This is a genomic window from Emticicia aquatilis, from assembly GCF_014644295.1.
In the GTDB taxonomy this organism is placed as follows: Bacteria; Bacteroidota; Bacteroidia; order Cytophagales; family Spirosomataceae; genus Emticicia; species Emticicia aquatilis.
This window is the reverse complement of sequence record NZ_BMKK01000011.1, coordinates 35,306-60,218: the sequence shown is the minus strand read 5'-3', so window position 1 is coordinate 60,218 and position 24,913 is coordinate 35,306. Positions and strand designations below refer to the sequence as shown.

The window sequence follows — 24,913 nt, the reverse complement described above, 5'->3', positions numbered from 1 at the left end:
GGATTTTTCAAAAAGTCGATAGTCAATAGACCACAAGACGACAGTTTTTAAATTATTGATTATCAAAAATTTATGCAAAAAACAATCTTGAACTAAAAATCATAATTCACAATTCTTAATTCTTAATTCTACATTCTTAATTTTCTAATACTCTACTCCTCCACTTATACGGTCTTTCCCAAATATATTACAAGACTCAAACTCTGGGTCAATTTTGATATATACATCAGCAGTTGCTTTTTTGAACCACTTTTCTATCTCTACATTTCGTTTTTCCATCATTGCAAAATCCTTGAGTTTCTCAAAATCATCTTGCAAACTGGCTTTATGTGGAGCGTGCTTTGCTTTGTAATAAATGATTCTAACACCTGTTTTACCGTCTTCGCTTCTGTATGGCAAAGGTGCAGTAATCGTGCCAACTTTCATAGTATCAATTGTAAAATAGAGTGTTGGGTCCATCGATTCATCCAAAGGCATTTTACTTGAACCAGTCTGGGGATCCATCAAAATTCCGCCACCATCTTGGGTTTGCTTATCATCTGAGAAATCTTTGGCAGCTTTCTCAAACTTGATACTGTCTTTTACGATTTCGGTGCGAATACTGTCTAAGAAATGTGTAGCGTCAGTTACATCTAAACGGTTATAATCAGGACGTAAAAGAATATGACGAGCATGAAATTCTTGTCCACGAAGTTCGAGGGTTTGAATTAAGTGTAAACCAAAATCCGACTCAACAACATCGGAGATTTCGTTAGGTTTCAATTTCATGGCAGATGCTTCAAACTGTGGTACCATTGCTCCACGCTTCGACCAACCTAAATCACCACCAAACTGGCGAGAACCTGGGTCTTCAGAATATTCTTTGGCCAAATCTTCAAATTTTTCTCCTGCTAAAACACGTCGTTTATAGTCAAGTAACCTTTCGGATAATTCATCTTTTTGAGCCTTTGTAACTTTTGCTAAACGAACAATATGAGCCAACTCTACTTCGGTCGGGATTTCTGGAATACTGTCTTTCGGAATACGATTGAAGAATTTCTTAACTTCGTTAGGCGTAATTTTCAGGTTTTCGGTGATTTTTCCTTGCATTTTTTGAGCTGTAAGTTGCTCTTTTACTTGCGAACGCACCTCGCTTTTCAAAGTTTCGAGTGACTTACCAAACTGCTCAACGATATTTTTTTCATTGCCATATAGCTGAATCATTTGCTGCATACGAGCCGTGAGTTGAGCATCAACATCTTTATCTTCCACATAAACCGAGTCAATTTCGGCTTTTGCAACCAAGAGTTTATTTACAACCATGCTTTCTAAAGCTTGACATTTGCTCACTGGTTGTTGCTGCTGTACACCACGAAGATACAACTGCTCTACTTCTGAGCGAAGAATAATATAGTTGTCAACCTTGGCTACGATACGGTCAATGTTGATAGGGGCTTCTTGTGCCAATGCCAACATCGGAAGGCAAATCAATAGGAATAATTTCTTTAACATTTTATTTATTTGGATACTTTAATAGTCAACGTTTAAACCCATCAAAGACGTATTTGCATACGTCTCTACGAGTGATTTATTATTTTTTAATACCAATTGCTTTCTGAATTTCTTCTTCATTCAGTTTTACAGGGTATTTATTTTTCAAGTCAGCTTTAAACTGAGCTTCAAGGTATTTTTGGTATTCGACCAACACTTGTCCTCTACACTCTCTTAGTGTTTTATATCTTGCTGGCTCTACTTGTTCAATTATTACATCGGCAAATAAGCCATCTTTCACAACCGATTGTTTTCCAACTTCCCACTTAGCAATATCAACATATTTGTTATCACCCTTTTTGAAGTACCCGTCTTCAATAATCACATTATTAGGGTCTTTGGCATTAAATACTTTCTCGACATCCTTTTTACTATTGCTATAAAACGAGAAAGCTACTCGTTGGTTTTTTGCCCAATCAAATTTGTCGGCTTGTTTGGTTTTGGCGTAATCGTTTTCGATAATTCGCTCAATTGAAAGCCCATTTGTAACTAAATATGCTTTGGCTTTTTCCAAACGTTCGGCCGAAATATTATCTTCTTCGTGTTGGTCAGCATAGCCGCCTATTTCAACCACATAACCTTTATTTTTACGCATAATATCAAGGATATTAACCAAGATGCGTTTATGTTCAGGAGTAAGTTCGCTTAAATTTTTGAGATAATATAACGGTGTGCGGTATAGACGCTTCAAGTTATATGGTTTTCCTTTTTCAAAAACTTCTTTTACTTGATAAACTGTTTTGGCATCTTTCGACGCAATTACCGTTGCCAAAACTCGCTCTGGCATTTGATATCTTTCTTTGTTTTTCTCGTAAAACAAGCGTTGACCAGTAGTATCTGAAGTTGATTTCTCATAAACTAAATCATTGAGTAATTCCATCTTCAATAAACTTGTACTGTACTCATTCATCAACACCTTAAACTCAGGATTTAGTTCTTCGAGGTTTGCTTCGGCATAAGATTTTACGGTATTTTCTACAAATTTCTTGTAAAAACTACGCATCACCATTGTAGGAGTATATCCTGTGGGAATTCGTTCGAAAGTTTGGTGGTCAACTGCAAAGTCAAAAAACGTTTTCGTTGGATAATTTTTTGAGCCAATACTAAAAATAGTTTTACCAACAAGTTCATCGTTGATGGCATAATTCCATTTCTTTATCAAGATATTAGTATCAGCCGCTGCGAAAGCCTTTTTTACAACACCTTCGTCTTCAACAAACTTCATTTGTCTTTTCAGTTTATTGAGTGTGTTTTCTCGCACAACATCACCTCTGGAGTCTGTTACGATTTTGTCTTTCAATTTTACCGAAGCTTCTTCAAAAGACTCTAAAGGAATTTTCTTAGAGAGCTTTATCAAATGCCAACCGATAGCCGTACGAACAGGTTTTGAAACCTCGCCTTCTTGCAAAGCAAATGCGGCTTGTTCAAAAGCTACTTCTTCTCTTCCGCCGATACCAAAAGCAGGTAAAAATCCACCGAAGTTTCTGTATTTTGTGTCATCAGAATATTTTTTGCAAATATCTTCAAAACTTTCGCCATTCTTAATAACATTATAAAGCGAATCAAGCGTAGCTTTTGCTTTTAAGCTTTCGGCTTCAGTAGCATTTGTAGGTACTATTTTTAGGATATGCTGAACCAATACGCTTCCGCTGTATGGACGACGGTCTAATACTTTGATTAAATGATAACCACCTTTGGTACGAACAGGCATAGAAACCTGTCCAATGGGGGTTGTGTAAGCGGCTTTTTCGAGTGGATACAGAAAACGCATGGCTCTAAACCAACCTAAGTCGCCTCCGATGCTATTCGATTTTTTGTCTTGTGAGAATTGCTGAGCTAAAGCCGCAAAGTCTTCACCAGCCAAAGCTTTATTACGTATATCTATGAGCTTGTTATAAATGGCGAGGGTATCGGTAGGGTCGGCAAATTCAGAAAGCTGGTACATAATGTGAGCTGCACGAACTTCTTCTTTCATCCAAGTATAAGTCTCTTTCAACAAATTCTTGATTGTTGTGCTATCGGTCAGATAAGACTCGGCCAACATTCCACGGTATCCTTCTATTTCTTCTTTGAAAGCATCTGTCTTATCGTATCCTCTTTTCTGAGCATCAGCAATGATTCGTTGGTCATTAATAACTTGTTCTAAAAAGGCTTCGGACGTTAGTGTATCTTCTGATATTTGATTTTCAAAGGCAGATTTTAAATCGGCAGTTTTTAATTCATTGGTTCCTACTATTATAGCAACAGGTTCAGGCTTCGCTGCTACTACTGGTTGGCTACTGGCTGCTGGAGCTGATGTTGTAGGAATCGAGAAAACATCTTCAGTAGGCTTTGAACTTGTTTGTTGATTAGTTTTTGGTAGAGGCTTTTTTGCTACTTGGCAAGCTAACTGAATAAAAACTAATGTTATATATATATATTTATTGTATTTCTTCATAAAAGCATAAAACAATCATCCTCAATAAACAACTGCAAACGTTAAAATTTATTGTGATGAATATTAATTTTGTTGAGTAAGGGACATCTCTAAAAGACACCAAGCAGACGTCTGAGATACTTAGAAAGTCAAAATTAAGCGAAATTTCTGCTTTTTACGAAATTTTACTGAATAATTTCTTCAATTATTGATTCGCCCGACGATAAATCGCCGCTTGTCCACTGCCATTTTTCGTGTAATCTAATGCGGCCATCGGGTAGTATTTCGGGAGTAGATACACAAATACCCGTCATGATTTCGCCTGCTTGATTGATGTGTTCATAACGCATATCTAAAGTATGGTTTTCGAGTACTTTTGCCACCAAAAAACCTTTCATGATTTCTCCTCCGCTATATTCAGCCCACACAACATTCTCCTGCTGTTGGTAATAAAAAAGTGTCTCTTGACCCACTTCTCCGTTATCGGTATTGGAGATGGATTTGAAGGTTTTTTGATGATAGTTTGGCATAGCGATTTTCGTATTAATCAAATGAAGTGTGGCACACCTTTTTATGAAGTTAAATATGCCACACTTTACAACAGCGAACGAGACGTTCGCTTCACATTAGATGCTTGGTTCTTGTTGCGAAAGGCAATGGAAGCTTCCGAGTCCCCAAATGATTTCGGTGGCATCAATACCAACAATTTTGTGGTTCGGGAAACATCCTTGAATGATTTCTAAAGCAACAGCATCTTTTTCACAACGATACGTAGGAACAATGATTGAACCGTTAGTTATCAAGAAATTAGCATAAGATGCTGGAAGCCTCACACCGCTATCATAAACGGCATCAGGCATCGGTAACTCGATGATATTCAGTGGCTTTCCATTTGGTAAACGCATGGCTTTCAAATCTTCAAGGTTTTGTTTGAGCGGATGATAGTTATCATCGTTTTCATCAGGCTCAACAACTGTCAGTACGGTGTCTTCATTGACAAAACGAGTGGTATCATCAATGTGTCCATCGGTATCATCACCCACGATTCCTTCAGTTACCCAAAGCACTTGTTCGACACCATAATAATCACGTAAATAACCTTCGATTTCAGCTTGCGTAAGGTGAGGATTTCGATTGGGATTCAGTAAACAAGATTTGCTCGTAAGTACTGTGCCTTTGCCATTAAATTCTACTGAGCCACCTTCCATAATAATACCTGGCACTACGTATGGTAGATTAAGGTAATTAGCGATTCTAACTGGAACTTGGTCATCATCGTCATACGGAGGGTATTTTCCACCCCAAGCGTTGTAGCCCCATTCAACAATCATACGCTCTTTGGTTTCGGGATTTATCAAAAACGCAGGGCCGTGGTCACGACACCAAGAATCGTTATTCGGATGAATCGGTACTTCAATTTGATTTTTATCTATATCATATTTTTCAATCAAACTCCATATAAGAGCCTGATGTTCTTCGTCTTTGGCATTGATACATACTTTTTCGCTCTCAGCAATTGCTTTGACAAACGCCATGTATGATGGGTAAATTCGTTCTAAACGGTCGCCATAATCCCACGAGTCTGAACTCTGCGGAAAACTTAACCATGTTGCTCTATGCGTGTGCCATTCGGCAGGAAAAAAAAAGCCTTGTTGTTTGGGTGTCATTTTTTAAAAGTCTTCGGTTTTCAGTCATCATTTTAGGATTGTTAGTTATTTTGTTTTCTATATGAAAATTGCCAACTACAACACCGATAACTGTTTTTCTGCAAAGGTACAGCTAAAATTTTAAGTGAGACAAATCCAAGTTTACTGATTTACCGTAAATGGTGTTAATAATGAAGAAAAAATAAGTTGTTTTTTATTTCAAACATTAACCGTTAAAACCTCACGTTAAATAATATTTTTCAGAAAAAGATGGAGCGATTAAACATCTTATCGAAAAAAGTAGTTATTTAGCTTGAATTAAAGAAAATCGCTTGGCACGTCGAATTAGCATAGCAGAAGAAGAATTAGTCTCTTTATTGAAAAATAAAGACCAGAAAGGCTTTAATGTCCTGTATAATAATTATTCAGGAGCGTTGTTTGGTGTAATTAATAAAATAGTGCAATCAGACGATGACGCCAATGATTTGCTTCAAGATACTTTTTTAAAGATATGGCGAAACATTGACAATTATGATTCTTCAAAGGGTAGTATTTTTACGTGGATGATGAATATTGCACGAAACTTGAGCATTGACAAGGTTCGCTCGGCTGATTTCCGAGATTCATCACAGACAATTTCAATGGAACAGAATATTATCTATCAAATAGATAGTGAACACCAAACCATGATGGATGTAGATTCTATTGGTTTGAGAAAGGTTGTTGATAATCTGAAACCTGAGTATCGCCAACTCATTGAGTTGGTTTATTATCAGGGGTACACGCAAGCAGAAGTCTCGGAAGAATACGGCATTCCATTGGGAACCGTGAAAACCAGAATAAAAGCTGCTGTTGGTAGCCTAAGAGCCATGCTAAGTGGCTTATGGTTAATAGTAACTATCCTATTTTAGAGTCTTAATTATAAAACTACGGTCGTTCTGAGTGAACAGTTTCACTCTATATAAACAATATAATGAATATTCAAGAATACATAGCATCTGGGGTATTAGAAAGCTACGTGCTTGGTTTGGCCTCCGAAAAAGAGGTGGCTGAAGTAGAGCAAATGGCTATAAAATATCCTGAAATAAAGGCAGAGCTTCGTGCCATCGAAGATGCTTTAGAAAGCTATGCTTTTGCCAATGCCCAAACTCCTCCTGCACATTTACAAAGTAAAATTTGGGAACAAATCGAGACTGAAATAGGTGTTGAAGGAAAGCAAACAAAGGTGTTAGATTTCGATAGCGGAAAAGAAATTGATTATGATAAGCAACAAGCTCCTAAACTTACGGGCTTTTATGGAAGTTATTTGCGAGTAGCCGCTTCAGTGGCATTGTTGGGTAGCTTATTGGCTAATATTTACTTTGCAACTCAATGGAAAGAAACAAAAACGAATCTTTCTGTGGCAGTAAACGAAAACATTAAACTTCAGAAAGACCTTAAATCTCAAGAAGGAGTGATGCAACCAAGCGAAGTAAGCTTGATAATGGACCCGCAAATAAAAATGAGTAAATTGGTTGGTCAGAAAGGAGCAGAAAACTCGACGGTTATGCTCGCTTGGGACACTAAAACCAATAAAGTATATGTTGTAAGAGGTAATTTGCCAACACCACCTGCGGGAATGCAGTATCAACTTTGGGCAATCGTAGATGATAAACCAGTAGATGCGGGTGTGTTTGACATCAAAAATAATACGCAAGAATTAAAGAAAGTCCCACCAGCAAAAGCATTTGCTGTAACACTCGAAAAACAAGGCGGTAGCCCAGTTCCTACTTCAGATATTATGGTAATGGGAATTTAGTGATTGGTTATTGGTGGACTGGTTACTGGGAAATTAGTTATTAGTAAAAGGAGAGATGAAGGTTTAATAACTTTCATCTCTCCTTTTTATTACTCTCCGCCTATCAGAAATTTATATAAAATGTACCAGTAACCAATAACTAATTTCCCAATAACCAGTTTCCCAATACACTAAACCGTCACTCGTTCAAAGGCATCAATGTAGGTTTTCTTGCTGGCATTTAAGACCTTGATTTTACGATATTTGGCAAATGCTCCTAAGATTTCGTACGAGTAAAAAACTTTATGCAGGGATAAAAACTGTGCTTGCAAACTCGGACGAGAGTTGTTTCGCACATCAATCACTTTTTCGTGTTTTATGTTATTGGCATTATCATAAAAATGCACCTGACGCATTTCAAACTCATTCTGCTCCGTGATTCTGATTTCTTCGTGCCATGAATGGTCGGCACCAAAAAGATAAACATTTTTGTAGTCTTGCAGCAACGCTACGTATAGAGAGGCCGCCAATATATTTTGGCATTGTGGCATGCCTAAATTATGCTTAAAAAACCAATGTCTGAAAGCAGGAAAACCTCTGACGATTGTGTAATTGAAGAAACAAATTTGAATGTTGGTCCTTTCTTGCTTGAGTTTCTTTACGATATATGAGTTTTTACTACGAGCAGGTACAAACAGTCTCATTGCCCAATCGGTTTGCTGAATGATAGCATCGAAGGTCTTTTTTATATCTTGTCTGCCATCGTTTTGTTCGCTAAACATAAAAAAAGCGGGGTCGAGCAAGACGTAATTTTGTGGTTTCAGAGAAGCATAAACTGCCGAGAGAGCGAAAAGATTGACGCAGTAAATATCAGTTTCTTTGAGAAAATCAAGGTTATCGGAAAGAGCTTGGTTGAGCGATGGGCCATTGCCCAAAATTGAAGCGTTAGGTTTTTGATTAGAAAACTTTGGTAGTCCGAGTTTCGAGAGTAGTATTACTTTCACCAACGAAACCACCGACTGAAGCGAATTCTCGAAAAAAGCACCAGTTTTTATATAATAGTCAAACAACATTTTTCTATTTCTTTACAAGAAAACTTCCCGAAAGCGATTTCTACACTTTCGAGAAGTTAATATTTTTAAGCTTCGCTACTTTTCTTTTTTCTAAACTCCATCACCAATGCTCCTACAACCAATAATACCATCAGAATTGATGCTACTAAGTCGATTTTTGCACCTATAATCACCGATTTCGGTTGGAATTTGAATTCGATTTTGTGCTTTCCTGCTGGCACTGTCATTGCACGAAGCACGTAGTTTGCACGGAAGTGAGGGGTTTGTTGGCCATCAACAAACGATTTCCAATCTTCATTTCCACGATAGAAAATTTCCGAGAAAATAGCCACTTGTGTAGTTAACGAGTTCGACTCGTAAGCTAAATAATTAGGCTTATATTCAGTCAGCTTGATTGTTGCGGTTGAATCTTGCTTTGTATTAGCTAAGTATTGCTTATAACGTTCATCTACAAAAGCTACGGCACGAGGATTAAAGTTGCTCACAGCCTTAATTTCTTCATCTGCATTCTTCACGGTTTTTATTTCACCCACAAACCACGCATTACCTAAAGCGTCAGGGTTACGCTGAGCCACTGGGTTTCCATCTTGCCCTGGTGTGATGAAATATTTTGTATTGAGCATGTTGAAAATCGGCAGATTATACTTGCCATCTTTGGTCATGGCATTATCATATAATTCTTGGATTCTCTTCAACTTTGCACCATGATAACCACCAACTGATTTATGGAAATATGAAGCAGTAGCATCGGCAAAGAAACCTTGATTGGTTGCCATATCAACTACTCTAAAATCGGGGTCTTTATCCTGCATGATTTGCTCATCGGCTGGAGAAGGATTGAAACTTTCGGCAACACGTGTTTTAGTCTGAAAATCATCATTATTGAAATAACGTTTATCAACCAACGTGAGGTCGAGGGCGGCTAAAACTCCTAAGACTGCTACAAAAACGGTCGATTTGATTTTTTGTGTAGAGAAAGCCCAAATCAAGCCAGCAGAAACAATCAATAAGAAAACTGAACGTAATAAATCGCTAAGAACAACCGACTGACGGTCAGCAATCAACGAAGCAGAGAAAGCATTGGCAAACTCTTGTCCGTTTGACTGTGCCATACTTTTGAGCATGTCAGCATCACGAGCAGATTGATAATCAAGCGAGAAATAGCCTACCAAAATCAATAAGAGTAAACTTCCGAGGCTATACATCAAAGGCTTTTTGAGGTCATTGAAGCTCAATTTATCGGTGATGATTTTGTTTACACCCAGCATTGCCCCCAACACAAAACACAGGTGCATGAGCGTAACAATCATTTTACTATCTCTGAACTTATTGTAGTATGGGAAGTAATCAAACATGAAGAAATTGAAACCGCTGAAACTGCTTCCCCATGAAATAAATAAGTATAAAATTGAAGTCAGAATCAGTACATAACGTAGGCCATCTCGAATGATAATTAGCCCCAAGATAAACAAAAATAAGATGATAATTCCTGAATAATTTGCTCCCGAAACATAAGATTGTGGACCAAAATACATCGGTAAGTTTGAGCTAAATTGAGCAGCTGTAGAAGCATCTACACCTTTTCCAACGAGCATTTTATATGTTTCTGATTTCTCACCCAAATTGGCGGCCGACGAGCCACCCACAAAGTTCGGAGCGAGTAAAGTCAAGGTTTCGATTTTACCTGGGCTGTACGAAAACGCATAATCACGACCTAAACCATCGGCCGATTGATTAAGATTTCCGAGTGTCAGTTCTGATTTTCCACGAGTAGTTTCTTTTGAATAAACAAAGTTATTCCAAAGGTGCATACTGTGCGTGCCAAGACCTATCAATGAACCTACTAAAACAACTGCATAAGATTTTAGAAGGCCTGAAAAATTACCTTTTTTCACGTGCAGATAACTTTCAAAAAGCACGTAGATTCCGAGTAAAAAGAATAAATAGTAAGTAATTTGTGGGTGATTGGCGTACATTTCCATGGCCATGAAGAAAGTTGTCATGGCAATTCCAATCAAATATCTTCCCCTAAAAACTGCTATAAACGAAGCCAAAACCGCTGGTGCAAAAGCAATAGCAATGATTTTGGATACGTGACCCGCTTCGAGAAAGAGTAAATTATAGGAATTGAAGGCGTAGGCAACTGAACCAAAAAAGGCAAGCCAATTATTGACTTTCAGCACTCGCATCAGCACAAAGAAGCCCAACATCAACAATATCAGAACATTGGCTGGTGATGGAATGAAATTTATATAAAACGACCCAATTTTAGTCGAAAGACTGTTTTCGTAGTCACCCGCAACCATGTAGCCTGGCATACCACCAAACATTGAGTTTGTCCACCAAGCCCATTCGCCAGTTTGTTTATGAAAATCATTTAATTCTTTTGCCGATGCAGCCGCCATTTGAGTATCGTGCATGGCCAATCTTTTACCTTGTAAAAGTGGCGAAGCATACATAAAGCTAACAACCACAAAACCAACAACCGCAATAAGATGAGGAATGTATTTTTTAAACATTGATTTGAAAAAATAGAATGGACAATAATCTTTTGATTTATAAAGCAAGTTTTCTTCTTGCCAGCACAATTCGACGAATTGTACTACAATTATATTACAAAGAACGCAAAGAAAATTAATTTAAGACGACACAAGACCAAAAATCTTTGCGAACTTTGCACCAATATCAATAAAACGAACCTCGAAATGCTAATATTTAATATCACATTTAATGTCGAAAGTCGAATCAGTGAGCAATGGATTAAATGGATGAAAACAAATTTTATACCAGTTGCTTTAGAAACCAAACTGCCGAAAGACATTAAAGTAATGAGGCTTCTTAACGAAAAAGAGAACGAAGATAAAACGTATGCGTTTCAGTTTCATTTCAAAAACATGGAAGATTTTATGCAGTTTGAGATGCAGCACCGTGAACGTATATCGGATAGATACCAGATGCTTTTCAGAGGAAAACTCGTTGAGTTTACTACTTTGCTTCAGGAAGTTTAGTCTTAGGGACTGGTTATTTGTTACTGGTTATTGGTAAAAAACATGAGCTTCCTTTTATTCTATACCAGAATAACATTACTTTTATAAGGGAGATTACCAATAACCGCACGGGCGGCCCCGCAGTTTCCCAATAACAAACAAACAACTCTCAACCAAACATGAAAAAAGCCCTCAAAATCTTCCTTGTTATTCCGGCCGTTGCTGCTATTATATTTTTTGGTTTTGTGCCACAAATGATTGATAAATCAATGAATGTTGTGAGCAAGAAGCCACCTTTTCCGAAGCAAAAGTATTATGATTCTATTCCGTTCATTGCTGATTTGCATTGTGATGCTCTGCTTTGGGATAGAAATTTTCTCAAAAAGAACGACCATGGCCACGTTGACCTACCTCGTATGATTGAGGGAAATATGGCGATGCAAGTTTTTTCGATTGTCAGCAAAACCCCGAGAGGCATCAATATCGAAAACAACGACGACCACACCGACCAAGTCGCCTTATTGAGTTTTGCCCAATTACGCAATCCAGCCGATTGGTTTAGTATCAAGACTCGTGCCTTACACCAATGTGAAGCTCTGCACGATTTAGCTAAAAATTCTGACGGAAAATTTAGGGTAATTACCAACAAAAAAGACCTACAAAAATATATCAACGACCGACAAACCAACCACAACATCACGGCAGGAATGTTGGGTATTGAGGGAGCTCATTGCCTCGAAAATGATTTGAATAATTTGGATAAGTTTGGCAAAGCGGGCGTACGATATATTGGACTTACGCACTTCTTCGATAACGAATGGGCGGGTTCGGCTCATGGAGTCAAAAAAGAAGGATTAACCGAAAAAGGAAAGCAGTTAATCAAGAAAATGGCTGATGCTCATATTATGATTGACTTGGCACATGCTTCACAAAAAACCATCAGCGATGTACTGGCTTACCACAACGGCCCTGTGGTGGTTTCGCACACGGGTGTAAAAGGTGTTTGTGATAATAACCGAAACTTGACCGATGCCCAAATCATCGAAATTGGCAAGCACAATGGCATCATCGGAATTGGTCTTTGGGAAACGGCCGTTTGTGGTACAGATGCCGCTGCAACTGCTAAAAGTATCAGATACGTTGCTGATAAAATCGGGGTTGATAAAGTAGCTTTAGGTTCTGATTTTGATGGAGCAATCGGCACTCACTTCGATGTAACGGGCTTGCCAGAAATTGTGGCGGCTTTAGAAAAACAAAATTTCACGAGAGCCGAAATTGAAAAAATTATGGGCGGTAATATCAGAGATTTTTTCCTACGAAATCTGCCTGATTGATTTATTTCTTACCACCACCCTGCTGATTTCTGACCGTATAAGTAAAAGTTAGCAAAAAGTATCTACTAAGAGTATTGGAGCGGTCGATTTCGAAGAAATTTTCGTCCGAACGTTGAGAAAGATATACATTTCTTTTGAACACATCTTGTGCCGAAAGCATTAATTCTCCACGATTATTTTTCAAGAAGAGATGCTTAACCGCCACATTGAGTATCGGAATTGGTCGAAGATTGGTTGATAACCTCGAACTCTGATAATACGTATAATCAAAGTCGGTGGCGATTGTAAATTCTTTGGTGATTTTCCATCTGAAATCAGTTATATTCTTAAATACCGAAAAAGTCTGATTAAATTCTTTATTGACCGAATATTCAACAAACGATTTTTGATAATTTGTATTGAAAACAAAATTGATTTTATCGGTCAAATATGTAATCTTGAAGTCGCCACGATACTGGTTTTGCGTATTGAGATTATTCACGCCATTAACCATATTATTTCCTTTTGAAACCAAATATCGAGGACTAATAGAGAATCGAATCTTATTCTTTTGCTTACCTACCGAAAAATTATAGTAAAACCCAAGATTGGCGTTCCAACGATACGGCAAATTTACGGGCTGAGTCGTGCGTACGAGTGTTTCGCTGACCGTTTGAGCATAACCAATGGCATTTTGTGTATAATTTAGGTTTCCGTTTAAGCCAATGTTGGTGAAAGTTTTAGGATTAAAAATATTTTCGTTGATGATTACCCGATGAATATATTCGGGCTTGAGGTCGGGGTTTCCTAAAACAATATTCTGAGGATTATTATTGACCGTAATTGGTTGTAAATCTCGCACCGATGGTTCGTTTACGGCCGTGTTATACTCAAGTGTAATACTTTTACTCTTTGTATTTGCTTTATTTTTATTGGCATCTTTTCGGAAAGAATATCTCAGCGATGGCAGCACATTCTGAAACGAACGCTCCAACACATTATCCGTTCCTCGCCTTACGACACTCTGCAAAACCGATTTCTGGTAGAATAACCCCACCATAAAAGTCTTTATTTTGGTTTCGTTATTGACCTTAAAACCTGCTTGTTGAAAGTTAAAATTGCTACTGTAAGCATTGCTTGATGTGAGATTTGGCACTCGATTATTGTTTACAATATCCCAAACATCAAAGTTTGAACGATTTACATTTTGTTGGTAAGCATAATTGCCTTCGAGTGTCATGGTTTTAGCCAAAGGCTCAGTAAATGCCAACTGAATTCGTTGATTTTGTTGGTTTGTTCGGCGGTCATTTTCTTGTTTAATGATTCGCTCTACGACTGTTCCATTTACTTGATTTTGGTTCAAGGTATTAGTCGAATCGTTATTTTTATCATTGTTTAAGTTAAAAACTGCATTTAAACTTACAGTTCTTCGGGGCAAGGCAAACCGATGGCGAAGCAAAAGATTATTATTAAAACTAAGCCCTTGCGAGTGATTCCGCACAGTTCGATTAGAATTATTTTCTACGGTATCACCCGTCGTGAATGTACTGATTTTAGATAAACTATTGGTCAAAGCATCGCCCGATACAGTATTGAGAGCAGTCGTAAATTTCAATAGATTTCGTTCATTGAATTGATGCGTAAGCGTTGCATTGAGTCGATGATTGAAATTATCTCGATTCTGTTTAGTATTTTGGTCGGTATTGATAGTTTTTGCGGGAAGAAAACTCTGTCTGAACAAATTTCTAACCAAATCAGTATGACTTGCATTGAAGAAATAACTGCTCTGCAAAGAAGATTTTTTGGCGTACTGATTATTGTAATTGAAGCCTGCCCCCTCGGTTGAAATGACGCCAGGACGTTTACCAACCACAATTGGTAAATTTACATTGGCAGAGGCATTGCCTCCACCACCACGATTCGATTGAGCATTTAGGCTCGAAAAATTAGCAGCATCTTGAGGAGTAAAACCCTGCTGATTGAGATTATTGAGCAAACCAATAACCGAAAACTGCTCACTCGGACTAAAACGATTGATTGAGGTTTTAGCATTATAATAAGCTTCAGTGGTAGCCATTGAAGGGATACCTGCCACCGAACCAAAACCAAAAGTGCCTTTCTTATGTGTGTTTTTAAGCGTTACGTTAATTACCATTTCACGTTCGCCATCATCAACGCCCGAAAACTCAGCCTGCTCGGTCTTTTTTTCTACAACTTGTATTTTTTCAATCGACTCGGCAGGTAAATTTTTGAGTGCCAGTTGTGGGTCATTCCCAAAAAACTCTTTGCCATCAATATAGATTTTTTTGATGACTTTATTTTGGGTTTTTATACCTCCATTTTCGTCGATTTCGAGGGCTGGTACTTTCTTCAGTAAGTCTTCGAGGTTATCATTTTGCTGAGGTTTCAGCACGCCTGCATCAAATTCGAGTGTATCTTTTTTTACGGCAACAGGTTCTTTATTACCTTTCACAACAACCTCATTTAGCACATTATCAGCATTATTCACCTGCACTTTTCCTAAATCCGTGATAGTTTCAGTAATCGAAAAGGCGTGAAAGGTAGTAACATAACCAACAACCGAAATCTTGAAAACATACTTACTCATTGAAAGTCCTGAAAACTCAAAAGCACCATTCTCTTTTGTAAGTTGGGTAGCAATGTTTGAAGAATCTTTGGCAGATAAGATGCTGATAGTTGCAAAAGGAATTGCTTGGCCATTTTCATCAACTACAAGTCCTTTTACGGTAGATTTTTGTTGGGCAAATACCAAAGATGAAAGCAACATAAATATTAGAATCAATGCTTGTTTCATCTTTGGATGCCTAAAAGAGCGTTTCTTAGTTTTTTCGTAGTAGTGTCAATACAAATATACACACTGAATCGTTGGCTGCTAATTACTTTGTGATAGAAAACGTCAATCGTGTATTTTTAGCAGACCAACAATGCAGAAAATTCGTCGAAATCGGGCATTAATTAAATAAACTCGTAAATTTTGATGGCATTTCGGTTTCAAAACGTAAATCTTTACCAGTGATAGGGTGCTTGAATGCAAACACCCAGGCATGAAGACCGAGTCGTTTGATAGGGTCGGTTTTGGCACCGTATTTTTCATCACCAATCACCGAATGGCCTATGTCTTTGGCGTGAACTCTAATTTGGTTTTTTCGACCCGTTTCGAGGTTTACTTTCATTAAAGAAAAGTTTTTGTTGCTTTTCAAAACCTCATAGTGCGTAATGGCCTTCTGCCCTACTTCGGGATTTTTGCTCGAATACACAATCAAGGCCTTACTTTCAACCAGATATGAAGTGATTGTATCTTGCTTTTTCTCGACATAACCTTCAACAACGGCCAAATAGGTGCGTTCTTCGATGGTGGCGTTCCAAGACTCTTGCAAAAGTTTCTGGATTTTTTCACTCTTGGCAAACATCATCAAACCCGACGTTTCTCGGTCAAGGCGGTGCACCACAAAAATACGATTACGAGGGTCTTGTTTTTTCACGTGGCTACTCAAAATACTATAAGCTGTATTATCTTTTTGCTTTTCGGTAGCGATAGAAAGCACTCCCGCTTGTTTCTCGATAACAATAAGATATTGGTCTTCAAAAACGATGTTTAAGCCTCGGTATCTGGCTTCTTCGGGAGCTTTTTTCCATTTAACTTCAACCACTTGTTCGGGTTTTAGTGGATGATTAAACTGCGTAATTGGCTTACCATCAACATGTATTTGTTTATCACGTAACAAAATCTTTACATCATTTCGGCTTCTACTCGTGATTTTTGCCAACAGAAACACCAAAAGTTCGGTTTCTTCGGTCACTTTAAATTGAGTCGAGTCCGACCTTGTGGGTTTTGCGGTATTGGCTGGTTTATATTTTCTATCTTTTTCTCTCATTACTACGGGCTAAGCTTTCCTTTTCGATATCGTTTATTTGGTCAAAGGTAGCCCGAATTTACTTAAAGTCATGTAGGTTTTGGTAAGAAAATGATATAATGTCAGTTCATAGGTTCGATTACTGGATATAAACAAACGATTAATAAACATGTGTATATAGCTCGAAAGCAAGCTATATAATTGATTTTTATCAGCTGACAATTCTGTAATTTGGCTCACAAGCTGGTCGATATTAAAATTATCTTTGGTACTGATAGTTTCTATTATCTGTTTTGAAAGATTTCTGTATTTGTCGTTTAGTTTTTTTCGTAAATTCGACTCATCTCCAAACTCTTCTAAGAAGCTTTTTTGCATTTTTTCAGTGAAAGCCTTTTTAGCCTCTATATCAAAACCAAAGGCCTTTAAATAAGTATTAATTCGTCTAAGAGCAAACGATAAACGTTGGTGGTCGTCTGGGTTTTCGGCAATAAATTCAAGTACTGACAAACTATCTATAGCAAAAAATTCTTCGCTCAAAACCATTGTTTCTGCTCCGTATCGTTCAATTTCTCTTTTGTAAGTATCTATCATAATTTTATGTACTAAGCCACTTTCTTGATGAATAGACAAAGATTCACTCAATCGAGCAACGATAGGGGCATAAAACAAATCTTTGGGATTACCTCTAAATCTCAGTCGTAAATGCGGTTCGGGGTCTTGATATCTAATAAAAAAGAATGATGTAATGGCTTCATCTTCTATCAGTTCCTCGACAAGTTGCTTAATTGAAGTTTTAAGTAACTCTTCGCCAGTTTTTTCTCCGCAATAAATCTTTACATAAAACCACTCGCTACCGACCGAAAAACTTCTTTGTAAATCATTATGACTTCTATTTAAAACAATATTTTGGGGCTTATAATCAGTAACTTTAAAAGGTATGATAATTTCATTATTATAATTTCCGTTATATGTTTTAATAAAACAATTTTCGGGCGAAAACAATACTTCCTTGAGCGTTACGAGAGTATTTTTGGTATAATAATCCTTCAGAAGCTGTAAGCACATTTCGTTTTCAAAATCAATCCAAAGCTCATTATCAGCTTCTGAAAGCATTACATAGCGAGGAATTTTATATTTTTTCTGTAATTCTTTTAGTTTCGGTAAACTCACTTCTTTTTGTGAAAAAGATTGTTCTTCTTCGGTATTTATATTCCAAGTGGCTACCGAAAGAATGATATTCTGATACCGAACTCTTGGTAAAAAAGGCTGATTAATCAGTACATTCCAGTGCCAATTAACATTTATACACTCGTCAGCAGTTTGTAAATCACACAAGAAACGATAAATACTGAGTCCGTTTTGGTAATTATGAGCTGACGAAAGTCGAGGAATTACTCGTTTATTATGCTTTTTTGACCTCAAAATAATCTGTTTTCCTCTTTTAACTGAAACCATTAAGTCTTCGATTAAAATCTGATTTTCGGGCAATACTCTCGCTGGAGTTTGATACGGTATTTCAAATTTTCGGAGCATCGGGCGGGTAGCAATATTACCAACACGAGCCTCGGGTAAATGAATAATTTCGGCAAAAATCACATCGGGTGATTGGTCTTCTTCATAATTGGTACACTCTCGTAGTTTATCTGTTAACTGAGAATCTCCATGGCCAAATCGCCCAAGCATCGTAGTAGCTGCAGCTCCACTCATATTTTTTAAGTGAATAGCATAATTATCATTTGAGTTGGTATCGGCCAACAAAGACCCAAAAACAAAAAAAGTCGGGTGAGGAGAGGTTATAAATTCAGTATTTTTTTCGGCCAATAAAGCCAAGTCTTTCTCGGTGATATTAACTTCATAGGCTTGATTTTGCAGGGCTTCTGAATATTTTTTTAATGTAAATTTCTTCCAATAAATCCATAAAACTTCCTGAATAGACTGATTTATTGGCGTAATATCTTCCACTAAAACCGCTATACCTCCCCTATTCGATGCAAAATCAGCGTAGCCAATACCTACTTCATTATCTAAAGCAATTGATAGAGGGACTTCGGCTTCTTCGTAGCGTTCGTAAAATTGTTTTCTGAAATTATCTAAAGATGCAGAGTAATTCCCTTGATTCATTACCATCAACTTTTCGACTTTCCTTGATAAATCGTCTATAATTTTCTTATTAACTTTATTTGTAGTAGCATTAAAAAACAAATCTGTTTGAATGAAATCTTGATGTGGTGTACCCGTCAGAGTAGTGATTAAATACCTAATTTGCTCAAAGTCAGTCACTTGGGGTTTCTGAATTTGTAACAGTTCATTAATTTTATGAAGAGTTGTTGAAATCTCTTCTGGGATTGTAAGAAGAGATATTTTTTTTAGTAAAAATTTAAAGAAGTCTTCGCCTGTGATGGTCGGCTCAATTTCAGAGAAGAGCAATTGCTCTTCAATTAATTGTAAAATAAAAGTTTGAGCTTCTTCATACGAAATATCCTCACTTACAATGACGCTGACTAAATCTTGAATAAGACAGCCGTCTTTTGCTTTTGATAAAATTTGGGATACATATTCCGAAAAATCAATCGAACAAATTTCGTGTACACGCTTGTTTTCTTGAATCGAATAATACAAATAATGGTATTTGTCTGCTATTTGATAGATTGTATTGTTAGGGTAAAACCTAACTTGATTACGAATGGATTCGTTAGTCAGTAAAACATTAACAATCTCTACCAGATAATTAGTATCAATTCTGCTTTGTATCCGAAATGGATTCTGTGTTTCAAATTCGATTTGGGTTTGAATATCGAAAAAACCTGTACTACATCCAGCAAACATTCCGTAAGGCGTACAACGGCTGCATATTCGTAAATAATACTTAAATAAAGTCTGAATTAGTTTATGCTTTTCTGCAATTTCTTCACCATCAATCCAGCACTTAAACCTCGCAAACAAAGCAGGAGATGCTACATAGAGTGTTTGCTGCATTTGAGAAGTAGAGAAAAGATTTTTTAGAAATCCTTCAGCCTGTATAGCCGACTGACAAGTTTGATTCAATGCAAAAAGTCCATCGACGGGCATTAAATGATGCCGAAGCACATAGAACCCAAAAGGTTGAATTGCCATAATCTGCTAATCTCTTATTTAGTGTAATCGTCAACAACACCAACGAATTTTTCGATGGCTTCAGTAAAGCTCTCTATCGTAAATGGCTTATTCAAAAAGGCAATAACATCCAATGGAATATCGACCATCTGAATAGGATACGCAGAGGTAATAATGATGCACTTTTGTTGGGATACGAGGGAAAAGAATGCACTATCAGGCAAAACAGGTAAGTTTTGCAAATCAAGAATCAATAAATCTACTTTTTTTTTTCAATTAAATCAACAGCATCTTCAGCATAAGAGCATTCCCAAGCGATTTCGATAAACGGAAATCGCTTGAGATAACGCTTGAGCATAAGTTCCGCCAATGGCTCATCTTCTACTATACCACAGCAATATATCATATACTCTTTAATATTGATTTTTTAAGACAGTTAACATACTGGTTGTAACAGTTGGACACGAACGGTTGTGTCCTTTTGAGTTTTTTGACTGAAACTTAAATACAGTTTGCTTGTTGAGCGAAAGTTTAGATGATTTCATTGTGCTTAGTTATTTAGTAATAAATTAGGTTTTGTATTGACGATTCAAATAAAATAGACAATAAGGAGAATTCAATCTTTATTCGATATACTATTCGTTTTTTTCGATGAACTTAATTATGAGAGTTGAATTTTAAGGTTTACACTGAAAACATCTTCTGAATTTTTGATTTCGAGGCTATGCCGATTCGGATAAAGTATGTCCAGTCGTTTTTTTACATTCCATAATCCGATACCCCCTTGCACTACATCACTTTTCATTTTCTTTGATTTACTGTTACTTATATCAAAACTCAGTATAGCATCTTTGATTGATAAATCTATTTTAATCCAAGATGCCTTTATTGTATTATTAATTCCGTGTTTGAAGGCATTTTCAACAAAAGTGACGAGAAGCAAAGGTGGAATTTGTAAATCGCCAGTATCACCGCTTATTTCGAGGAGTATCTGAGTGGATGCCTTATGCCGATTTCGCTCCAATGATACATAATCTTGAATGAATTTTACTTCTCTATGAAGTGCCACTTGGTCTGAGTTAGCTTCGTAGAGCGAATATCGCATCAAATCTGACAGTTTGAGGATAATCTCGGCAGCTTTGGGTTCAGAATCTACAACTAATGAATAAACACCATTGAGGGTGTTAAACAAAAAATGTGGATTTACCTGAGATTTCAGATAATCTAATTCTAATCTTATATTGTTTCTTTCTAATTCCAGATTTTTTACTCTAAATAATGCTATATCAACCATTAATTTAATAATCAATGGCACAACAAAATAAAGAGCATACCAAAAAGTAATAAACCAAAATCCAAATCTTGCATAGATGCTTTTCCAGAAACCCTTTTCTGCAAAAAACTTAGCATATCCACTATAAGTACGTTGATTTGGAAATAGTGAAGCATAATATATGAGAGTGCAGTAAGTCACCGCATAAATAACAAAGTAGGAAATACTAATTACAATTAGAGGGATAAAAAACTTGCCTTCACTCAATTGCGGAAAAATAAACATTGAAGACACATAAAAAAATGAAACGGTAAGGCACCAATCTCGAAATGTAATTAGAAGGTTAAGTTCTAAAATATCTTCGCTTGGTAAAAAGTTATTGGGAGTGTAAAACCAAATAAATCCAAACCAAAGTACCCAGAATATACAATGTATTAATACTTTTTTACGTCCTGAATAATCTGCCGAACCTATCTGCAAAAAAAGTTTCTTTAGTTTCATATTATCGTAATTGAGCTTTCATGGCATTTTTAATAATATCTTTATAGTTCGACCCTATACTCAGTTTTTTCCCATTATCAAGCTCTACCATATTGCCATCGAGAGCTACCATAAATTTTGTATTGATAATAAATGACCTATTAATTCGTAAGAATTTGTTTCGGGTAGCCAGTATATTTTCCATTTTACCCATTCTCATATAAGTTATAATCATGGTCTTAGGCAAAAAAATCTTAATATAATCTTTCATACCTTCTACATACACTATTTCATTAAAATCAACTTTTACAAGTTTACGGTCTTCTTTCACCCACAAAAAATTATCTCTTACCATGCCTGGGTCTATCAAATCATCCTCATTCTTTTCATTTTCTTCTGAGGTCGAATTTGCAACTAAGTGGTTTTCTGATAATACTTTTGGTTCAATAAATGAGGGATGGATTTTATCTCTCACTTTATTGATGGCCCGAACAAAACGGTCGAAAGGAATTGGTTTAAGTAAATAATCTACCACATCATGCTCATATCCTTCGATGGCAAACTGTGGGTAAGCGGTAGTCATAATTACATTTGGTCGTACCTTATTAAAGGTTCTAATAAACTCAAAACCAGACATCTCTGGCATATTTATGTCGAGGAAAATAATATCAGGACTCAGCTCATCTATTTCTTCGAGAGCCTCAATGGCATTATCAAAAACACGAATTAATGCCAATGAAGGAATTCTTTTCACAAACTTTTCAATCAGTTCTTGTGCAAGTGGTTCATCATCAATGATGACACACGTTAGTTTTTTTTCCATTATTTCTTTTCATTAAAGAAGTTGTTTGACTGCCTGAATTCATCGCTACAAAGTTAGATATTCAAATGGCTTTCACAATATACCACCAATGCCCCAAACGATTGATTCGTCTAAAAGCAAGATTTATTCGTCGAATATTTTTCTTTCTCTTCCTTACTGTACCTTATTTCGGTTCATCAAACCAACAATAAGTTATGAAAAAATACATTTTGCATCTGTCAATCATCTCTCTTTCTTTCCTCTCATGGAAAGTAGCGGCACAGGCTAATTACATAAATGTAAGCGGGGTAGTGAAGGAGAAAAAAAATAGTCAGGCTATTCCGTTTGCAACAGTGAGTCTGTATTTTTCTAAAGACTCAACATTAAGTAAAGGAACAATCGCTGATGCCGATGGAAAATTTGAATTCTCAAATATACCTACCGAGAAATATTATATTACTGCTCAGTCTATAGGCTTCCGAAAACTTACCTTATCATTGCCCGACGATAAGGTATCAATCTTTATCCCTTTTGATTTGGATGACGATGCTACATTACTCAATGAAGTGAAAGTAGTTGGAAACAAAGCCATCATCGAAAAGAAGTTTGATAGAATTGTCTTTAATGTAGAAAATAGTCCTTTGGCATCGGGGAGTAATGTGCTGGAAGCATTAGGCAGAACGCCAGGAGTAATTGTTAATCAAGATGATAAGATTAAACTGAAAGGCAGAAGCGATATTTTGATAATGGTTGACAATAAACCTGTCCAACTTTCGGGTGAAGGTCTATCAAGTTTCCTTAAAGGTATGGCCTCGGAGGGTATCGTATCAATCGAGGTAATCAACTCATCTGCCAAATATGATGCTTCAGTAAGTGGCGTGCTAAATATAAAAACCAAAAAAGGACAAGCTAATGGTTTTAATGGTAATTCGGCAATTAGTTACGGTAGGAGTCCACTTGAAAAAGTATCTGGCAATTTCAATATGTACTATAAAGTTGGAAAGTGGAATTTCTTGACTTATTACAGTCGACAAGATAGTCGTTCAAGATTTAATTCGTCTTCAGAGCGTCGTTTTGTAAATGGAGATAAACGCAGCTTTCAGGATGTAAGCCAAGCACGGGATAGTCATACCCAACCCAACGATATTCGATTGGGGGTTGATTACAATATTCATAAAAACCACGTCATTGGGGTATTGTTCGATGCCAACATCAACACTCCAACATCTAATCGCAACTTTTTAATAAACTTCAAAAATCAGTTAGGAACTATTGATTCCACACAAAGTACATTAGCCTCAACCAATGATAAAACCAATTTTAAAAACTTCAATTTTAATTACAAAGGAAAGTTAGATTCGCTCGGAAAAAGCATCAATATAGATGTTGATTACGCCACTGACGATTATAATTCTTTAAGAAACTTTGATGCAAACTTATTAAAACAAGGTGCTTTTGTACGAAATATTGAAAAAATCAGAACAAACGCCAACTACGCAACCGAAATAAAAAGTTTCAAAGCTGATTATACTCACCCACTCAACAACAAAACGACACTCGAAACGGGTTTCAAGATAAGCGATGTAGCCATAAAAAACATGATGATTTTTGAGGATAATATTGATACTCGTTGGATAAAAAACAACCAGTTTTCTGACCGAACTAATTATCAAGAAGGTATAAAAGCGGCCTATTTAAGTGCAACCTCTTCGCTCAAAGATTATCAAATCAGATTAGGTTTGAGAGTCGAAAATACAAGTTCTGAAATAAAATCTTTAGATAAAAATACAGCTGTTAATCGAAATTATACCAATTGGTTTCCTTCATTTGCCATTGAACGTTCATTAAAAAATGATAATAGCATAGCGTTCAGAGCCAAACGTAACATTAGCCGTCCATCTTACAGCGACCTAAATCCATTCATTTTTTATCAAAACAAATACAACTATTTTCAGGGGAATCCATACTTATTACCCAATATTACCTCATCAGTTGAGCTTGAGTTTAGTTTAGGCGGAAATTTGATTACAACACTCTATTTCAATCATTCAAAAAATAGTTTGTATGAGTCGTTCGAGCAAAATAATCAAACCCTCACTACTCGTAATTTTTATGCCAACATTGATAAAGTACAAACTTTTGGAGTTTCGGTTTCATACAACAAACAGTTTTTCAAGTGGTGGAATTTCCAAACTGAAATGTATGTTGATAAAAGCCAGTTTTCAGACTCTAATCTTTGGGGAACAGGTTTCAAAACCGAAGGGCAATCTTCTTACATAGGTATTCAGCAGTCGTTTACCTTACCCAACAATTTCAGAATCAATACAGGAGGTTTCTTTATTTCACCCCAAAAATATGTTGTTGGTTATCAGCAATCTAACTACTCAACTGATATTAGCGTAATAAAGACTTTCTTCGAAAAAAGATGTACGGCAAAGCTTGCACTTAATGATATTTTCTGGACTCAAAGATTCAATTCAACGACAGATATCTCTAACCAATATGAGAAGTTCAGGAGTTTCAGAGACACTCGAGTCGTAAGACTGACTTTTTCTTACAAGTTCAAATCGAAAACCGACGTAAAACAACGTAGCCGTGACGTTGGAAGTTCATCAGAGCAAGACCGTATCAAGCACAATTAAGCAATC

The 24,913-nt window shown here is 36.6% G+C and carries 18 protein-coding genes; 5 read left to right on the top strand and 13 right to left on the bottom strand.

The features are described from left to right. Positions 1–144: 144 nt before the first annotated feature. The 4 genes from IEX65_RS21935 to IEX65_RS21920 form a co-directional block, all read right to left on the bottom strand. Positions 145–1,491 carry a foldase protein PrsA gene (locus tag IEX65_RS21935; protein WP_188769345.1) on the bottom strand — a complete coding sequence of 449 codons (1,347 nt, stop codon included), beginning with the start codon at positions 1,489–1,491 and terminating at the stop codon, positions 145–147. 79 nt (positions 1,492–1,570) lie between these two features. After that, positions 1,571–3,967, bottom strand: a complete 2,397-nt coding sequence (locus IEX65_RS21930; RefSeq protein ID WP_188769343.1) for a peptidylprolyl isomerase — start codon at positions 3,965–3,967, stop codon at positions 1,571–1,573. A 164-nt stretch (positions 3,968–4,131) separates the two neighbouring features. Continuing rightward, positions 4,132–4,476 (bottom strand): avidin-fold protein, encoded by a 345-nt coding sequence (locus tag IEX65_RS21925; protein ID WP_188769341.1) that lies wholly within the window; start codon positions 4,474–4,476, stop codon positions 4,132–4,134. 96 nt (positions 4,477–4,572) lie between these two features. Further along, complete coding sequence (locus tag IEX65_RS21920) at positions 4,573–5,613, bottom strand: agmatine deiminase family protein (RefSeq protein WP_188769339.1); 1,041 nt, start codon at positions 5,611–5,613, stop codon at positions 4,573–4,575. A gap of 311 nt (positions 5,614–5,924) precedes the next feature. Between IEX65_RS21920 and IEX65_RS21915 the strand changes: the two genes are divergently transcribed. Continuing rightward, a complete protein-coding gene (locus tag IEX65_RS21915; RefSeq protein WP_188769337.1) occupies positions 5,925–6,503 on the top strand; it encodes an RNA polymerase sigma factor in 579 nt (192 codons plus the stop codon). A gap of 62 nt (positions 6,504–6,565) precedes the next feature. Next, the gene (locus IEX65_RS21910) at positions 6,566–7,390 is read left to right on the top strand and encodes an anti-sigma factor (RefSeq protein WP_188769336.1); all 825 of its coding nucleotides are present in this window, start codon (positions 6,566–6,568) and stop codon (positions 7,388–7,390) included. 170 nt (positions 7,391–7,560) lie between these two features. Here IEX65_RS21910 and IEX65_RS21905 read toward each other — a convergent pair whose 3' ends face one another. Together IEX65_RS21905 and IEX65_RS21900 are read right to left on the bottom strand one after the other, a co-directional pair. Next, positions 7,561–8,442: a hypothetical protein gene (locus IEX65_RS21905; protein WP_229250829.1), complete on the bottom strand. Its 882-nt coding sequence runs from the start codon at positions 8,440–8,442 to the stop codon at positions 7,561–7,563. A gap of 65 nt (positions 8,443–8,507) precedes the next feature. After that, positions 8,508–10,961, bottom strand: coding sequence for a YfhO family protein (locus tag IEX65_RS21900; protein ID WP_188769334.1), 2,454 nt, complete (start codon positions 10,959–10,961; stop codon positions 8,508–8,510). 186 nt (positions 10,962–11,147) lie between these two features. On the opposite strand from IEX65_RS21900, the gene IEX65_RS21895 reads away from it, so the two are divergent. After that, positions 11,148–11,450 carry a DUF4286 family protein gene (locus IEX65_RS21895; RefSeq protein ID WP_188769332.1) on the top strand — a complete coding sequence of 101 codons (303 nt, stop codon included), beginning with the start codon at positions 11,148–11,150 and terminating at the stop codon, positions 11,448–11,450. A 158-nt stretch (positions 11,451–11,608) separates the two neighbouring features. Then, positions 11,609–12,763: a dipeptidase gene (locus tag IEX65_RS21890; RefSeq protein WP_188769330.1), complete on the top strand. Its 1,155-nt coding sequence runs from the start codon at positions 11,609–11,611 to the stop codon at positions 12,761–12,763. A gap of 1 nt (position 12,764) precedes the next feature. On the opposite strand, the gene IEX65_RS21885 is transcribed toward IEX65_RS21890, so the two are convergent. The 7 genes from IEX65_RS21885 to IEX65_RS21860 form a co-directional block, all read right to left on the bottom strand. Next, positions 12,765–15,557 carry a TonB-dependent receptor gene (locus tag IEX65_RS21885; protein WP_188769328.1) on the bottom strand — a complete coding sequence of 931 codons (2,793 nt, stop codon included), beginning with the start codon at positions 15,555–15,557 and terminating at the stop codon, positions 12,765–12,767. Positions 15,558–15,714: 157 nt separating this feature from the next. Beyond that, positions 15,715–16,638 (bottom strand): RluA family pseudouridine synthase, encoded by a 924-nt coding sequence (locus IEX65_RS21880; protein ID WP_188769326.1) that lies wholly within the window; start codon positions 16,636–16,638, stop codon positions 15,715–15,717. Positions 16,639–16,671: 33 nt separating this feature from the next. Continuing rightward, complete coding sequence (locus IEX65_RS21875; protein WP_188769324.1) at positions 16,672–19,731, bottom strand: lantibiotic dehydratase; 3,060 nt, start codon at positions 19,729–19,731, stop codon at positions 16,672–16,674. Between the two features lie 238 nt (positions 19,732–19,969). Beyond that, positions 19,970–20,116, bottom strand: a complete 147-nt coding sequence (locus IEX65_RS21870; RefSeq protein WP_188769323.1) for a hypothetical protein — start codon at positions 20,114–20,116, stop codon at positions 19,970–19,972. Between the two features lie 7 nt (positions 20,117–20,123). After that, entirely contained in the window at positions 20,124–20,255 is a 132-nt protein-coding gene (locus IEX65_RS28150) for a hypothetical protein (protein ID WP_262891874.1), read from the bottom strand. A 116-nt stretch (positions 20,256–20,371) separates the two neighbouring features. Continuing rightward, positions 20,372–21,484, bottom strand: coding sequence for a sensor histidine kinase (locus IEX65_RS21865; RefSeq protein ID WP_188769322.1), 1,113 nt, complete (start codon positions 21,482–21,484; stop codon positions 20,372–20,374). A gap of 1 nt (position 21,485) precedes the next feature. Then, on the bottom strand, positions 21,486–22,286 hold the full coding sequence (locus tag IEX65_RS21860) for a LytR/AlgR family response regulator transcription factor (protein WP_188769321.1): 801 nt from the start codon (positions 22,284–22,286) through the stop codon (positions 21,486–21,488). 194 nt (positions 22,287–22,480) lie between these two features. Between IEX65_RS21860 and IEX65_RS21855 the strand changes: the two genes are divergently transcribed. Next, positions 22,481–24,907: a TonB-dependent receptor gene (locus IEX65_RS21855; RefSeq protein WP_188769320.1), complete on the top strand. Its 2,427-nt coding sequence runs from the start codon at positions 22,481–22,483 to the stop codon at positions 24,905–24,907. Positions 24,908–24,913 lie beyond the last annotated feature (6 nt).